Source organism: Brucella pituitosa, from assembly GCF_965577835.1.
Classification (GTDB): domain Bacteria; phylum Pseudomonadota; class Alphaproteobacteria; order Rhizobiales; family Rhizobiaceae; genus Brucella; species Brucella pituitosa.
The window spans coordinates 78,799-95,215 of the sequence record NZ_OZ264092.1 but is presented as its reverse complement, the minus strand read 5'-3'; the positions used below and the strand labels follow the sequence as shown (position 1 = coordinate 95,215).

Below are 16,417 nucleotides of genomic sequence, written 5' to 3'. Positions count from 1 at the left end.
CTTGTTATTCCCGATTGAATGATGTTAAAGGCAAAATATAACAAGGCAAAATACCATAATGCGGTAAGCACTTATTATTACTGCTCACATCAATCACGCCTTATCAGTCAGGAAAAGGACATGTCCGGTTTCAAATCCGATTTTCTTCGCACGCTTTCCGAGCGCGGCTTCATTCATCAGATGTCTGATGAAAGCGGCCTCGATGAATTGTTGGTCAAGGAAACCGTGACAGCTTATATTGGCTTTGATCCAACAGCACCAAGCTTGCACGCTGGTGGCCTGATCCAGATCATGATGCTGCATTGGCTGCAACAGACCGGACACAGGGCTGTAGCCCTTATGGGCGGCGGCACAGGCATGGTCGGCGATCCATCCTTCAAGGATGAAGCGCGCAAGCTGATGACCGAAGACACGATTGCCGAGAACATTGCCGGTATCAAACGCGTTTTCGCGAATTACCTGACCTTTGGTGATGGCCCGACCGACGCGATGATGGTCAACAATGCCGACTGGCTGCGTAACATCAATTATCTCGAATTCCTGCGTGATGTTGGCCGTCATTTCTCGGTCAACCGCATGCTGTCGTTCGATTCGGTAAAGACGCGTCTTGATCGCGAACAGTCGCTGTCATTCCTCGAATTTAACTACATGATCCTTCAGGCCTACGATTTTGTGGAGCTGAACAAGCGCTATGGCGTGCGCCTGCAGATGGGCGGCTCGGATCAGTGGGGCAATATCATCAACGGTATCGATCTCGGTCACCGTATGGGCACACCGCAGCTTTATGCTCTCACCTCGCCATTGCTCACCACAGCTTCCGGTCAGAAGATGGGCAAGTCACTGGGCGGTGCAATCTGGCTGAATGCCGATATGCTGAGCGCTTATGATTTCTGGCAGTACTGGCGTAACACTGAAGATGCCGATGTAGAACGCTTCCTGAAGCTCTACACAACGCTGCCAATGGATGAGATTGCGAAGCTGGCCGAGCTTGGTGGTTCTGAAATCAACGAAGCGAAGAAAATCCTCGCAACCGAGATTACTGCTATCCTCCACGGCCGTGATGCAGCCGAAGAAGCTGCGGAAACTGCGCGTAAAACCTTTGAAGAAGGTGAACTGTCGCAGAACCTGCCAACAGTTGGTGTCCATAAGGCAACGCTTAATGATGGCATCGGCGTTCTGGCGCTGATGGTGCTCGCAGAGCTCTGCGCCACTAATGGTGAAGCACGTCGCCATATTGAAGGCGGTGCAGTTCGCATCAATGATGAACCGGCCACCGATCCGCGCATGATTATCAACGCGTCGTCTCTCAACGAGCAGGGCGTCATCAAAGTATCACTTGGCAAGAAACGCCACGTGCTTATTCGTCCTGCGTGAGCCGTGTCCCATAACGATAAAAGCCGGGCTATGCCCGGCTTTTTTATTGGACTGATTTCCTCAGCCTCAGAATTCAAAGATGGAGCGGAAGATACCCGGTGCGATTATGGAAATCGGGTTCACGATAACCTGCGGCTGCTTTGCACTGCCTTCAAGCTTGAAGGTAATGCCCAGCAAACCGCGATCACGTCCGTTGCCCAGCAGTGCGCCAAAGATCGGCACTTCGCCAAAAATGCGGTTCACGCCATAGGCGGGCATGAAGGTGCCTGTGATCGACATATTGCCACGCGAATCATAAAGCGTGCCCTGGAAGGTCGTGCCAACAGACGGTCCGCGCACCACCCCCTTGGAGAGTTTCAGATAGCCTTCGCCCTTTTCGATAAGCGAAAATCCACGTTCGATATCAACACGCGACACGTCTATATCCCGTTTGACTGCCTGATTAAGACTGGTGCCGCCACTGCTCGGCGGGCTCGAAACAATCTTTGCCAGTCGTGGTTCATTGATGATTGCGAAATTTCGCGCATCGATCTGGCCACTCAATGGACCATTGCCCTGCCCGGCAAGACCCACGGTAATTTTGCCGCCACGCATCTTATCGTAGAAATCAAAGAAGCGCAGAACCGCACCCGCATCATTGGATTGTAGCGAAATTGACCGTGCATCGCCCTGATCGTTGTTGGTGGCAACGAAAGCCTGACCGGAAGTTGTAACAGCGTTCACAGACACGCCTGAAATCTTGTTTCCCGCATTCTCATACGAAACAGCCACATTGCGCAGCATCTCGTCATTAAAGCCGCTCACTGCATCTATCTGTGCGCTGACAACCACGCGCGGGCTCTTGCCACCAGAGCCTCCACTCTTCTTCTGAATGTCCGATATCTGTTTGATGATGGAACGGGCGTCAAATTGAGATCCGCGTATCGTAACGCGATAACCACCCGCACTTTTCGTCGCCTTAACGCTCAACCGATCTGAACGGGTGAGCCGTATGTCACTGAAATCGGCCGACTGAAAATCACCACCAGCAATCGAAAGATTGCCTTTTGCACCAAACGCATCGCCGGTCAGTACCAGATTACGGATATCCAGTTTGCCATCATTGCCGTTGCTTTTGATCAGGTCGAACGTCACCTTTGCAGGAACACCGCTCCCCTTGCGCCAGCCAAGCCATGGCAAGTCTACCTGTGTCTTGTTCAAGTCAGCCGATACGTGTCGCTTGCCATTTTCTTCCATGCCGAGATCGACCGACATCGGGCCAGAAAACAAATCTTTTAAGCCGGGCAACAATTTATTGCGCGAGCCGTCATCGAGATCGAGCTTGATCTTCTGTTCCCGTTTCGCCGGACCCGAACGATCAACGGGTTCAGTCATGGATATCTTTGCAGGAACGCCGTCGAGTTTTGCATCCGCAGTAATGAGAGCCGCCGTCTGATCCACTTTAATACTGCCATTCGCCTCGCTCACCATGGAGCCGCCCACAGGCTGTGAAATGGCCAGATTGGAGAACCCGATATCGGCATCCCATGTCAGTGTTCCGGGAGGGGCACCTTTGGAAACAGCGAAACCGACTTTCACCCGTGCCTTGACATCACCTGTCGCGTCTTCAGGCTTAAAAGGCACGTTCTTCAATACATCGATTGGCTTCTTGCCCGCAATTTCCGCGATCGCGGCGGCATCACCCGAAACGAGCAAATCAAGGTCAGCGATAACCGGTCGCTGTGGCCCCCAGGGAATAATCAACGTTCCGTCAGAAACAGATGCTTTGCGATTATCCGGCGTGTAAGCAACGCCATTTGCCAGTTTGATTGTTGTGTGCGCACCACGAACTGAAATACTTCCTGTAACATCGCGAACGGGAGGCAGTTCACCAATCACATCAAACCGCGTGTCGGTCACATTGAAATCGGCCTTGATTTCCTCCCCCGTCAATGGTGGCGGCAGACCAGGACCATTGAACCGTCCGCCTGCCAGAGAAATATCGATGCGGCTATCCTTCAATGTGCCGCCAAAGAGGTTCTTCAGAACCCATTCTCGCGCACCATCTGCCACGTCGATTGGCCAAAGATGCTTTGCGTCAGCGACCGCCATTTTCGGAATACGGAGCATGAAAATCATTTCGGGCGAGCCATTGCCAAAGCCCATGCTTCCCTGACCGTATAATTCTCCCGTATTGGTCTGGACATCAAGATTGGAGAACTGAAGGCGTTGTTGATTGGCCAGGAAGCGACCTGCGATCTTCACGCCGAAGGGCAATTCCGGGTCGGTTGATTCCGCAGGCATACTCGTGGCCGAACTCGTCAGCACTTCAAAGCGATAGCTTGGACCGCCGGTATTGTTGTCGGCATCTGGTTCCGGTCCGAAAGCACCGTTAAACTCCGCATTCATTCCGCCTAACTGAATGCGTGATGGTTTAACTTCGATTTTGCCGCTGCCACTCGCATGTTCAATACGAAGCAACGCACTACCGCGAACATCAGTGACCCGCCCAATCTCCATATTGATACCATCGACGGACAATTCGGCCATAACCCGCTCAGGATTGTCGCCATTGGCAGCTTTGCCGGACAAAGCAAGGTTCGCTTTACCGCTCAGGTCGAAATGCGCAGGATTCACGCGATTGCCATCGATAACCGGCGCAACCTCTTCCGGTGATCCCAGATCGATCGGCAGATTTTTGACCTTGATCTGGAACGCATCCAGATCGTTTTCTTGTCCCTTACGATCAATGCTGCCATCAACCGTGATGGTCTTGTTCTGCCAAACGACGCTACCCTCAACGGCGATTTTTCCGGAACTCTCGACCAGACGAAGCTTCTGCACCTCTATGCTTTGCTGTGTGTCGCCAGTCTTGAACCGAATTGTAGTGTTCAGCAGCCCGATGGCCTGCGTGTTCTGATCGCGCAATAACTCAAGATTGCGCCGCATAGTCGAGAACAGCTCTTCGGAAACTGCATCAAAATTGATGTAGCCGCGCTTGTCATACGGAAGAGATTTCCAGAAACCAGCACCTTCCTGTTCAGGCAGATCGAAAGAAGCGCCATCAATCTCAAGCTCAGCGACGCGGACTTTGCCTGTCAGCAACGGCAAAGGCGCCAAACCAAGGCGTACCGACTTGATATTCTTGATTTCAATGCCCTGTTTCGGATCAAGGATCGAAACATCCCTCGCCTCCATCGCAACCAGACTGTTCTGATCAAGCGATAATCCGGCACTACCGATCGTGGCTGAAGCATCCTTGCCGAGAACTCCGCTCAGGCTCTTCTGGGCTTCATCGCGCAAGAGATCGCTGTTCACGCCGCCGCGCAAAATCACGAATCCCACACCACCAATCAGAACAAGAACGATGCATAAGGAAAGAAAAGCGTGGGAGCACCACGACATAAACGAGCGACGGGAGCGCATTGAGGGAAGCACAACCCCTTCCGCGCCTTCGGCTGCGAGGCGTTCGATTCTCTTCATCTCACGCTTGCTAAAGCGGATTTTGCGCGGGTTATCTGTCAATATTCCAGCCGAACATCTAATTTCCGCAAATGAGCACCCTTACAAGGCGAATTACAAAAACTCGTTATCACTCTGCTTTTATTACGCTTCTGCATTTCAGCAAGGCCGCTGATCAGCTTGATTGATATGTCATCGATGCACGTCATCACGCCCAACCGGATGCGCTTGAGCAGTTGCACAAGCCCAGCCCGAATGCGATAGCTCGGAGTGTAACAGGCAGTTTCCCCGTTTATCCATAAAAGAAAGGCGCAGATATGGCTCGTCCCCAGGTTGGAGATCTGGCACCAGACTTCACTTTGCCATCAGATAGCGACACAATTACCTTGTCGTCGCTCAAAGGCAAACCAGTCGTTCTTTATTTTTATCCCAAGGACGACACGTCGGGTTGCACTAAGGAAGCCATTGCCTTCTCTCAGCTGAAACCGGAGTTCGATAAAATTGGTGCTCGCGTCATCGGACTGTCACCCGACAGCGCAGAAAAGCATGCGAAGTTTCGCAAGAAACATGAACTGACCGTCGATCTGGCTGCAGACGAAAACAGAACGGTTCTCGAAGCATATGGCGTGTGGGTCGAAAAGAGCATGTATGGCCGCAAATATATGGGCGTTGAACGTGCAACCTTCCTGATTGATGCCGAAGGACGTATTGCGCACGTGTGGGAAAAAGTAAAAGTGGCAGGCCATGCTGAAGCCGTTCTTGACGCAGCTCGCGCGCTCTGACAGCCGAAACTACCGAAAGTTTTTTCCCGTCCATTCCGTGGGAAATGCATACGACTAAAGCTCGGAAAAGCTTTGTTAACCATGATAACATGCAATCGAATCAATAATCTGGAATGAGAAGACTGCAGGCATGGTGCAGAAGTCGACGGGGCTAAAGAAGACAAACCGCGATAAGCATCGCACTGATGCTGTCGCGTCTTCTACGCCTATCAAACGCTTCAGTTTCTTCACGATCCGTACAAGCTTGGCCACATTAGGTGCAACGGTCTTGGTCGCAGGTCTCGGCTCAGGCATCTATAAAAACGTGCATGACACTACAGAAAACCAACACGGTTTGAATGAGCGTGTCAGCAAGCTTGCATCCGTACTGAAAAAGCCAGCCGTCATGCAGCCATTGCCTGAAATGCCATCGGAATCAGTACCGAACATTTCAGCTCAACAGGAACTGTTGGTTCCCGGTGATGCGATCAGCATTCAGGCTATAGACCCCATCATCACCGGTCCGCGCGCGTACAAGCCGCGCGCCAATGCAGGAAGCGTTGCTTCAAAGGATTCCTGAACGGCGACCGTTCACAATATGGTTTTTTGATTTAGGCACAAAAAACCCGGCTCAAGGCCGGGCTTTTTTCAGAACATGTTCTCAAAAATATCAATCGATATCTTCGATGAGCTCAGCCCCACCATGGATGCGGTGAGCAAGCGCTGCTTCCATGAACGGCGTTACGGCGCCATCAAGCACTTCCTGCGGATTGGTGCTTTCAACGCCGGTACGCAAGTCTTTGACCAGCTGATACGGCTGCAATACGTAAGAGCGGATCTGGTGACCCCAGCCTATCTCAGTTTTGTTGGCATTAGCCGCATCAGTCGCTTCTTCGCGCTTTTTCAGCTCATTTTCGTAAAGACGAGCGCGCAACATTGACCATGCTTTTTCGCGGTTCTTGTGCTGCGAACGTTCTGCCTGACACTGCACCACAATGCCGGTTGCGATATGCGTAATACGCACAGCCGAATCCGTTGTGTTGACATGCTGACCACCCGCGCCCGAAGCGCGGTAGGTATCGATGCGAACATCGGCTTCAGTCACCTGCACATCGATGTTGTCATCGATAACAGGATAAACCCAGATACTCGCAAACGAGGTATGACGACGCGCGTTCGAATCGTAAGGCGAAATACGCACCAGACGATGAACGCCGGATTCCGTCTTTGCCATACCGTAGGAGTTGTGGCCCTTGATAAGGATCGATGCTGATTTGATGCCGGCTTCTTCGCCGTAATGCACTTCCATCACCTCAACCTTGCGCCCACTGCGTTCGGCCCAACGGGTGTACATACGCAGAAGCATGGATGCCCAATCCTGACTTTCCGTACCGCCTGCACCGGCATGCACTTCAAGATAGGTATCGTTCGCATCCGCTTCACCGGAAAGCAGCATGTCGATCTGTCGGCTGTCAACTTCCTGCTTCAACTCGCGGATTGTGTTTTCCGCGTCAGCAATAATCGACTTGTCGCCTTCCTCTTCGCCCATAGCGATGAGTTCAATGCTGTCACTCAGCGTCTGTTTCAGCGTGTTAATGCCGTTGATGCTGTCTTCCAGTTGCTGGCGCTCACGCATCAGTTTCTGGGCTTCCTGGGCATCATTCCAAAGGGTCGGATCTTCAGCTCTCTGATTCAGATAGCCCAGACGTTTGATTGCCTGATCCCAGTCAAAGATGCCTCCTCAGCAGGCTTATGGCCTGCTGGATTTCGTCAACCAGCGTCTCGATTTCCGCGCGCATGGGCAAATCGTTCCTTCAATAATTCAGTCGTGGGTGGAGAGAACAGAGGCTCAAAAATGAACCGTTTTGTTCTAAAGCGCTTCACACCAAAGCGAAGCGCTCTGCCTCAACGCAAGAAGGCATAAAAGCCATTCGAGCGCCGCGGACCATAATTAGCACGTGGCGCAGTGTAAAGAGGGATAGGTTAGTAAAGTCCGCCAGAACCTGAATTGATAGCACGGGTTGCCTGCGGCGATTGTGGCTGAACTGGCGACCCTTCACGGAACTGATCCATACCGATAACCGAGTAGGTATCAGATGGTCCGGTGCCGGGCTTGAACGCTTCCATGATAAGGTTCGGATCGCCCTTGTTGGTACGCATGCCTGTCTTGCGATTGATCGCAATCAGCGTCATGCCTTCTGGAACACGGAAATCCACCTTAGGCGTTCCAGCCAGAGCCTGCCCCATGAACTCTTTAAAGACAGGCGCTGCCAAACCACCACCCGTGCCACCGCGACCAAGCGGAGTTGGCGTGTCGTAGCCCATGAAAACACCGACGACCAGATCAGGTGTGAAACCAACAAACCATGCGTCTTTTTCGTCATTGGTCGTGCCGGTCTTACCAGCAAGCGGACGATCAAGGCTCTTAAGCAGCTGCGCTGTACCACGCTGCACAACGCCTTCCATCATCGATGTGATCTGGTAGGCAGTCATCGGATCGAGCACCTGATCGCGATTGTCGATCAGAGTGGGCTCTTCCTGATTTGACCATTGCTGAGCGTTGCAGCCTTCACACTGGCGCGCGTCATGCTTGAAGACAGTCTTGCCGTAGCGGTCCTGAATACGGTCAATCATCGAAGGTGTAATGCTCTGTCCGCCATTTGCGATAACGGAATAAGCCGTAACCATACGCAGGACAGTCGTTTCACCAGCGCCAAGCGCCATCGACAGAACCGGCAGCATCTTGTCGTAGATACCGAAACGCTCTGCATATTCCGCAACAGTCTTCATACCCATGTCTTGTGCAAGACGCACGGTCATGACGTTACGCGACTGTTCAATGCCGTAACGAAGGGTTGAAGGACCAGAGAATTTGCCCGAATAGTTTTTAGGAGCCCAGACACCAAGCGCGCCGCCCTGATTAACTTCAAGCGGACCATCCAGAACAACGGACGCCGGTGTATAGCCATTATCAAGAGCAGCCGCGTACACGAACGGCTTGAATGACGATCCAGGCTGGCGATAGGCCTGCGTTGCCCGGTTAAACTCGGATTCTCCAAAGGAGAAACCGCCAACCATCGACAGCACACGGCCGGTATGCGGGTCCATGGCAACCAGTGCACCCTGCAGCTTTGGCGGCTGCTGGAGACGGAAGCGGGAATCGCCATCACCGACTTTCGAAACATAAACAATGTCGCCTGTGTTCAGAACACCTTCTGGCGATTTTGCGCTGCCGCGCTTGCCACCAATATTGGTGACGCGCATTGCCCATTTCATGTCATCAGCAGCGATGAATGCGCGCGTACGCTCTTTGCTGCGCGAACCCGAACCTTCTACTTCTGGCTGAAGACCAATATCGGCACCAGCAGCCGAGACGTTCAGGACAACAGCGAGCTGCCACTCAGGCACATCAGGATAGGCCTGCAAATCACCAAAAGCGGTTGCCCAGTCACCGCCAAGTTCGGCGTGCTTCAAAGGTCCACGCCAGCCGCGTGCCTCGTCATAACGGAGCAATGCAGCCTGCAGTGACTTGCGTGCTTCGACCTGCATGGTTGGATTGAGCGTCGTACGAACTGACAGACCACCTTCATAAAGTGCGTCAACGCCATATTTCTGGATGATCTGACGGCGTACTTCTTCGCTGAAATATTCGGAAGCGAACAGGTAATGCGTTGCGGTGCGGGTCTTTACGCCAAGTGGTTCTTTTTTGGCTTCTTCCGATTCCTGTGTCGTGATGTAGCCGTTTTCAGCCATACGATCGATAACCCAGTTGCGGCGTTCAATCGCGCGATCCGGGAAACGGAAGGGATGGTAATTGTTTGGACCTTTTGGCAGAGCAGCCAGATAAGCAGTTTCGGCAATGCTCAATTCGCCAACGGATTTGTCAAAATAGGTAAGCGCGGCACTGGCAATACCGTAAGCGCCCAAACCAAAGAAAATCTCGTTGAGATAAAGCTCCAGAATGCGGTCCTTGGAATAGGCTTGCTCAATGCGCATCGCAAGAATCGCTTCTTTGATCTTGCGGTCATAGGTCTGGTTCGAACTCAGAAGGAAGTTCTTTGCGACCTGCTGCGTGATCGTGGACGCGCCGACCGGACGACGGCCAGAGCCCATATTCTTCACATTGGTCAGAACTGCGCGAGCGAGGCCACCGAAATCAAGGCCATGATGTTCGTAAAATGTCTTGTCTTCAGCAGAAATGAAAGCAGCCTTAACGCGGTTCGGCACAGCCTGAATCGGTAGATACATGCGACGCTCGCGCGCAAATTCCGACATCAGACTACCGTCCGAAGCATGGACACGCGTCATGACAGGAGGCTCGTATTTTGCGAGCACTTCGTAATCGGGCAGTTCTTTTGTAAGGCTTCCAATATAAACGGCGACACCGCCGGCCACCAAAAGCGCCAGAACCGTACCAATTCCGAAGAAATATCCGATAAGCCTTACCATAAATCCAGGATCCTGCCTTCAGATCATTCGCATAATTTAGGGGCAATCGAAACGAGCACCCGTCGACAAATGCCGCATTGGCAATAAAGTGGTTTAGTGACCATCAAATGCGTCAAAGGCAAGATCGTTTCTCTGTTTTTACCAATTTAACGCATGCAAACGCAGGGCAACGACAAAAATACAAGAAACTGTTGCAACCATGCATCTTATAAGCAGGGATGAATATGAGCCCCCTGCTAAACATTACATAATTCTAACCTTTTGACAAAGTGTCCGGATGTTTCTGAATCTCAAACGATTTTATGGCTCTTGCAATACGATCAGCCAGTTTGCGACGCCACTCAGGATTGCTGATCAGTTTCTCGTCCTCCGCATTCGAAAGATAGCCAATCTCAATCAGTACAGACGGAACATCGGGAGCTCGCAGAACTTGAAACCCGGCAAAGCGATGCGGGTTGTTGATCAGATTCACTTCCCCCTGAAGGGAGCTGATAACCTTCTCAGCAAAACTCAATGAAAATGTGTGAGTCTCACGCCGCGTGAGGTCCAGCAGAATGTCTGCGACTTCCGGCAGTTCTTCAGGAACAGCCCCTCCGACACTGTCGGACTTGTTTTCGCGTTCCGCCATAGCGCGGGCGACCGAGTCGGATGCTTTATCGGAGATCGTATAGACCGTTGCACCGCGAATATCGGTCTGATTGATCGTGTCGGCATGAATGGAAATGAAAAGATCGGCTTCCTGCTGGCGCGCCAGACGCACACGCTCCGAGAGACGCAGAAATGTGTCATCGTCGCGGGTCATCAAAACCTTGATATTTTTTTCTTTTGCCAGACGATCACGCAGCTCCTGCCCGAAAGCAAGGGTCAGATCCTTTTCCTTGATACCACTCAGGCTTTCCGCACCACTGTCGATACCGCCATGACCGGGGTCAACCATCACAATAAACGGACGCACGCCGCCGGATTGCGATGAAAGCTCCGTGTTCCCATTCTTCTGTTTTTGTTCGGTCGATCCGGTGACATCATGCTGAGACGCGAGCTTTGCAGCAAACTCACGATCCGAAGACGCGACGATATCGGCAACCAGGCGATAACCGGGAGCGGTTTCGTTCTTGATTACCTGAATGTTCTCCACATTGAATGGGCCACGCAGCGTGAGAATGAGGCGAGAACGGTGATTTCCGACGAGCCCATAACGCACACGGGAGACAAGCCCCCTCGCCGCCAAACTTTTCTCATCGAAACCGAAACGCGTTTCAGGAAGATCAAAAACGAGACGATGCGGATTGTCGAACATGAGTGTCGAATATTCAGGCTCGCGGTCGAACATAACGACGACGCGCATCCGCAAATCATCGCCTGCCATACGGTATGTCAGCGCAGAGAGTGGATCTTTACCACTATTGGCAGCCATGGCAGAACTGGCATGAAAGAAAACGGTACACATTATCACCAGCAGCGCGAACACATCTCGCACCACTGACATTTTTTGAGTTCCATTTTTATTGCTCAGAGAATGCATCCGTAATCGCGATCTAAACATTATGGAATAATTTTGGACCAGACATTTAAGCCATGGCCTGTGATTGCGCGCATTTCATAAATCTATCCGTACAAAATTATGGTTAACGAAGGCTTTTCGCCCCACGTTCCACGGCCTCGGCGGGTGGTTTTGACCTCTATAATCACCTTTCGGCAAAATTACGATGAAGGTGTCAACTGATATTCATACTTGTCATAGTTCAAACGACACCATAAAAGCTAAGGTAGGTTATGGAGTAGCTGTCAGAATCGTTTGCCGGTTTTCAAAACGGAGCGCGAGGAAAGATAGCAAAAACAGTGGTGTATTGAGTTCGCCACCCAATAACCCGCACAGAATTCAACGGAATACGGCTCCCCTGCCGCCTCCGTTTTTTAATCGGCCGACTGCGCATTGATACGCGCTGTCGCCAGCGCTCTGAAAAGAGCAAAGAGGTCGGCCCGGCTTTTTCGGGTCATATATGAGGTCGTTTCGTTCGGAACAGCTATGGGTCAAGCAAGACTGACCACTGCAAGCCTGAAGACCGTGATCGCCACGAGGCCATCGCGCGTAAGGACAGCAGCTTTTATTCCGACGAACCCAATATCATTCGGCAGATGCATCCCAGCCAGGACGACAGCCTTCAGGGTTTCGTCCGGCGCACGCGGCTTGCGTCCTAGCGCCGGCAGGAAAGACACTAATGTCCAACAAAATGCTTATAGATGCCTCCCACCCGGAGGAGACCCGCGTCATCGTAACGCGTGGCAACAAGATTGAAGAATTCGACTTTGAGTCGGAGCACAAGAAGCAGCTAAAGGGTAATATTTATCTCGCACGCGTTACCCGCGTCGAACCGTCTCTTCAGGCTGCGTTCGTGGAATATGGCGGCAATCGCCATGGCTTCCTCGCTTTCTCTGAAATCCATCCGGATTATTATCAGATCCCGGTTGCCGATCGTTTGGCACTGCTCGAAGCAGAAGCCAAAGCGGCCCGCAACGAAGACGACGAAGACGAACCGAAGGCAAAGAACAATGATCGTTCGCGCCGTCATCGCCGTCGTGGACGTCGTGATGGTCAGAATGGTGATTCGCAATCAAACGTCGCCCGCAATGGCCTGCCTGCAGCAGAGCCAGTCGGTCCTGCTTTTGAAAATTATGTGCCTGGCACGCCAGCCATCGCGCTGATGAAGCAGGCTGGCCATGTCATTTCTGAAGCTATCGACACCGACAATGTTGATGAGGATGACGATTCGGAAGTCGAGAACGAAGAAGACATGGTTGAATCGGTTGGTTCCGAGGATGCGATGGAAGAACTTCCTTCGCATAGCCGCACCAATCGTCGTCAGTACAACATTCAGGAAGTTATCAAGCGCCGCCAGATCATTCTGGTGCAGGTGGTCAAGGAAGAGCGCGGCAATAAGGGCGCTGCTCTGACGACCTATCTGTCGCTCGCTGGTCGCTATTCTGTGTTGATGCCAAACACCGCGCGCGGTGGTGGTATTTCGCGCAAGATCATCAATCCGCAAGACCGCAAGCGTCTCAAGGAAATCGTCAAGGAACTCGAAGTGCCGCAGGGCATGGGTGTGATCCTGCGCACGGCGGGTGCTAACCGCACCAAAGCCGAAGTAAAGCGCGATTACGAATATCTGATGCGCATGTGGGAGAATGTGCGTTCGCTGACGCTGCAATCGACTGCGCCTGCCCTCGTCTATGAAGAAGGCAGCCTGATCAAGCGCTCGATCCGTGACCTTTACAATAAGGACATCACCGAGATCCTGGTTGCGGGTGAAAATGGCTACCGTGAAGCGAAAGACTTCATGCGCATGCTCATGCCAAGCCATGCCAAGGTGGTTCAGCCTTATCGCGAACCAGTTCCTGTCTTCACGCGTTATGGCCTTGAAGCACAGCTTGATCGTATGCTGCTGCCACAGGTAACGCTGAAATCCGGTGGCTATCTCATTATCAACCAGACCGAAGCGCTGGTTGCGATTGACGTCAACTCGGGTCGCTCAACCCGCGAACACTCGATTGAAGACACGGCCCTCCAGACCAATCTGGAAGCGGCCGAAGAAGTCGCGCGCCAGCTGCGTCTGCGCGATCTTGCCGGTCTGATCGTTGTCGACTTCATCGACATGGAAGAAAAGCGCAACAACCGCGCTGTCGAAAAGAAGATGAAGGACTGCCTCAAGGACGACCGGGCACGCATTCAGGTTGGCCGCATTTCGCATTTCGGCCTCCTCGAAATGTCGCGCCAGCGTATCCGCGCGTCAGTTCTTGAAAGCACGATGCAGGTTTGCCAGCATTGCGGCGGTACAGGACATATCCGTTCTGACTCCTCCATGGCGCTGCATATCATCCGCGGCATTGAAGATTATCTTCTCCGTCATTCGGGCTACGACATCGTCGTTCGTACCCCAGCCGCATCGGCGCTTTATGTATTGAACCATAAGCGTCAGCTACTGGCTGATCTTGAAGGCCGTTTCGGCGCTAATATCAGCATCGATGCGGACGAAAGCGTTGGTCATCAGCATTTCGTCATCGACAAGGGCGCGCCTTCGACACGTCCTATAACCATCCAGCCTGTTCAGCCGATGGTTTATGAAGACGACATCGAAGATCCTGAAATTCCGCTTGAGGACGATGAAGCCGAAGAAGAAATCAAGGCTGAACCACAGGCTCGCGAAGAAAGCAGCGAAGAAGGTGATCGCAAGCGTCGCCGTCGCCGTCGCCGTCGTGGTGGCCGTGATCGCGAACAGACGGAACAGACTGAATCCGGCGCAGAAGCTTCGGACGAAGATGGCGATGAGGACGAAGATACCAGCCCTCAGAGCAACGCTTCGCTGAGCGAAGAAGATCGTCGCAAGAAGCGTCGCCGTGGTCGCCGTGGCGGACGCAAGAACCGTCGCGAAGACGAAATTCAGGTCAAGAAGGTGCCTGATGCCGAGCCAGTAGGCTACACGCCGGTCTTCCCACCAAAGGCAGAAGAAAAAGCTGCTGAAGTGGTCGTCAGTGAAGCGGTTGCTGTTGAAACGGTCACGGTTGAGGTGGTTGCGGCTGTTGAAGCATCCGCTGATGAAAAGCCTGCAAAGCCAGCTCGCAAGCCACGTGGTCGCAAGGCCGCGAAAAGCGAAGAGGTTGCTTCGGACGATGTTGTTGCAGTCGAAGCAGCAGAAGAGCCTGCAAAGCCCGCGCGCAAGACACGTTCGCGTAAGAAGCTCGCAGAGGAAGAAGCTCCTGTAGAAGCAGCCGCACCGGCTGAGGAAGCAGAAGAGATCAAGCCAAAGCGCCGTACCCGCAAGGCAGCCGCCAAGCCGGAAGTGGAAGAAGCTGTTGTCGTAGAGGCCGAAGTTGCTCCTGCTGCTGAACCACAGAAGGTTTCCGAGCCGGTCGTGACCTCAAGTGAAACAGAAGAGCAGAAGCCAAAGCGTGGCGGCTGGTGGCAGAAAAAGGGCTTTTTCTAAGCCCTGCCCGCTTAATACGTAGTATAAGAAAACCGGCGGAAACGCCGGTTTTCTTTTTGCTTTATCGATTGTCTGTTCAGGCTTTTTGTTGTGGAAGCCACTCTTCCAGGCGACGGACCACTTCCTGCATTTCCTCTACCTTGCCAGCATAGGAAAAGCGCATGGTGCGATGCCCGTCAATCGGATCGAAATCGCGTCCGGGTGTAGCCGCGATATTGGTTTCAGCAATCATACGGCGTGCAAATTCCATGCTGTCATTGGTGAAACGTGAAACATCACAATAGGCGTAGAACGCACCATCCATGGGTGCTGCAAGGCTCAACCCCATTCGCGGAAGATGATCGAGCAAAATCTGGCGGTTCTGCCGATAGCGGTCTTTCACACGTTCAAGTTCTGCTGTCGCATGAAATGCCTCAATCGCAGCGCGCTGGGATAGTTCAGGTGCCGAAATATAAAGGCTCTGTCCGAGGCGTTCGATAGCCCGAACGTCTGCGCTTGGCAGAACCATCCAGCCGATGCGCCAGCCGGTCATGCAATAATATTTCGAAAACGAATTGATGATGGTCACATCATCCGAAATCTCAAGTGCCGTAACGTCTTCTGTTTCATAAGAAAGACGGTGGTAGATTTCATCCGAAATCACGCGAATGCCGAGATCGCGGGCGGTCTCGATGATCGCCTTTAATTCAGGCTTGTCGATCACCGCACCCGTGGGGTTTGCGGGACTTGCAAATAGCACGCCTTTAAGCGGTTTTTCGGCATGGGCCGCAGCAAGCGCTTTGGCAGTCAACGCGCCGGATGATCCGCCTTCATTGGCGATCTCTACGACTTCGAGGCCAAGCGCTGTCAGAATGTTGCGGTAGGCAGGGTAGCCCGGACGCGTGATTGCAACACGATCGCCCGGATCGAAATAGACAAGAAATGCAAGATTGAAGGCCGCCGAGGAGCCTGTGGTAATGGCAATGCGCTCAGGCGAGACGGTTACGCCATAGTTGTCAGCATAATGCGCAGCAATCGCCTCGCGCAGTTCGATCAGGCCAAGCGCATCAGTGTAGCCGATACGACCATCTTTCAAGGCGCGTTCAGCAGCCAGCCGCACAATTTGTGGCGCAGGATCTGCCGGTTGTCCGACTGCCATCGAAATAATCGGATGCCCCGCAGCGCGACGACGATTGGCTTCCGCCAGAACATCCATGGCGTGAAACGGTTCGACTGCGCTACGCTTGGAAAGAGTATTCAACTTGGCCTCCAGAAAAGCGGGGAATGCAATGCAACTCCCCCGCCCTATAATCGCCGGATTGGTAAAGCAACAGCGCTATAGTAAAAACAGCGATGAAGATTGATATAAAGCCCTTAAAGTAAGCCAGATTTGTAAGATTCGCTTTTATTTCGTTTGAGCAGGATGAGGAGCAC

General features: G+C 52.6%; 10 protein-coding genes. 4 read left to right on the top strand and 6 right to left on the bottom strand.

The genetic code is table 11. The features are described 5' to 3' along the window. The first annotated feature begins 120 nt into the window (after positions 1-120). Positions 121-1,374, top strand: coding sequence for a tyrosine--tRNA ligase (tyrS, locus tag ACSME1_RS00465; RefSeq protein ID WP_100559090.1), 1,254 nt, complete (start codon positions 121-123; stop codon positions 1,372-1,374). A 66-nt stretch (positions 1,375-1,440) separates the two neighbouring features. Here tyrS and ACSME1_RS00460 read toward each other — a convergent pair whose 3' ends face one another. After that, positions 1,441-4,836: an RNA-binding protein gene (locus ACSME1_RS00460; RefSeq protein ID WP_105706067.1), complete on the bottom strand. Its 3,396-nt coding sequence runs from the start codon at positions 4,834-4,836 to the stop codon at positions 1,441-1,443. A gap of 296 nt (positions 4,837-5,132) precedes the next feature. On the opposite strand from ACSME1_RS00460, the gene bcp reads away from it, so the two are divergent. Both bcp and ACSME1_RS00450 read left to right on the top strand, forming a co-directional pair. Beyond that, the gene (bcp, locus tag ACSME1_RS00455; protein WP_024896632.1) at positions 5,133-5,597 is read left to right on the top strand and encodes a thioredoxin-dependent thiol peroxidase; all 465 of its coding nucleotides are present in this window, start codon (positions 5,133-5,135) and stop codon (positions 5,595-5,597) included. A gap of 130 nt (positions 5,598-5,727) precedes the next feature. Further along, on the top strand, positions 5,728-6,156 hold the full coding sequence (locus tag ACSME1_RS00450; protein WP_105705982.1) for a hypothetical protein: 429 nt from the start codon (positions 5,728-5,730) through the stop codon (positions 6,154-6,156). Between the two features lie 90 nt (positions 6,157-6,246). Here ACSME1_RS00450 and prfB read toward each other — a convergent pair. From prfB to ACSME1_RS00430, 4 genes are all read right to left on the bottom strand, one after another. Beyond that, positions 6,247-7,375, bottom strand: a protein-coding gene (gene prfB / locus ACSME1_RS00445; RefSeq protein WP_100559094.1) for a peptide chain release factor 2 whose coding sequence is annotated in 2 segments (ribosomal slippage) — positions 6,247-7,305 and positions 7,307-7,375 — 1,128 coding nt in all. Because the reading frame shifts where the segments join, the coding sequence is not laid out codon by codon here. Positions 7,376-7,559: 184 nt separating this feature from the next. Next, positions 7,560-10,025, bottom strand: a complete 2,466-nt coding sequence (locus tag ACSME1_RS00440; protein WP_100559096.1) for a penicillin-binding protein 1A — start codon at positions 10,023-10,025, stop codon at positions 7,560-7,562. A gap of 253 nt (positions 10,026-10,278) precedes the next feature. After that, positions 10,279-11,511, bottom strand: coding sequence for an N-acetylmuramoyl-L-alanine amidase (locus ACSME1_RS00435; protein ID WP_424576206.1), 1,233 nt, complete (start codon positions 11,509-11,511; stop codon positions 10,279-10,281). 545 nt (positions 11,512-12,056) lie between these two features. Further along, positions 12,057-12,242 carry a hypothetical protein gene (locus tag ACSME1_RS00430; RefSeq protein ID WP_024896627.1) on the bottom strand — a complete coding sequence of 62 codons (186 nt, stop codon included), beginning with the start codon at positions 12,240-12,242 and terminating at the stop codon, positions 12,057-12,059. Positions 12,243-12,244: 2 nt separating this feature from the next. Here ACSME1_RS00430 and ACSME1_RS00425 point away from each other — a divergent pair, with 2 nt between their 5' ends. Continuing rightward, the gene (locus ACSME1_RS00425) at positions 12,245-15,004 is read left to right on the top strand and encodes an Rne/Rng family ribonuclease (protein WP_105705985.1); all 2,760 of its coding nucleotides are present in this window, start codon (positions 12,245-12,247) and stop codon (positions 15,002-15,004) included. Between the two features lie 76 nt (positions 15,005-15,080). On the opposite strand, the gene ACSME1_RS00420 is transcribed toward ACSME1_RS00425, so the two are convergent. Beyond that, the gene (locus ACSME1_RS00420; protein ID WP_024896625.1) at positions 15,081-16,244 is read right to left on the bottom strand and encodes a pyridoxal phosphate-dependent aminotransferase; all 1,164 of its coding nucleotides are present in this window, start codon (positions 16,242-16,244) and stop codon (positions 15,081-15,083) included. Positions 16,245-16,417 lie beyond the last annotated feature (173 nt).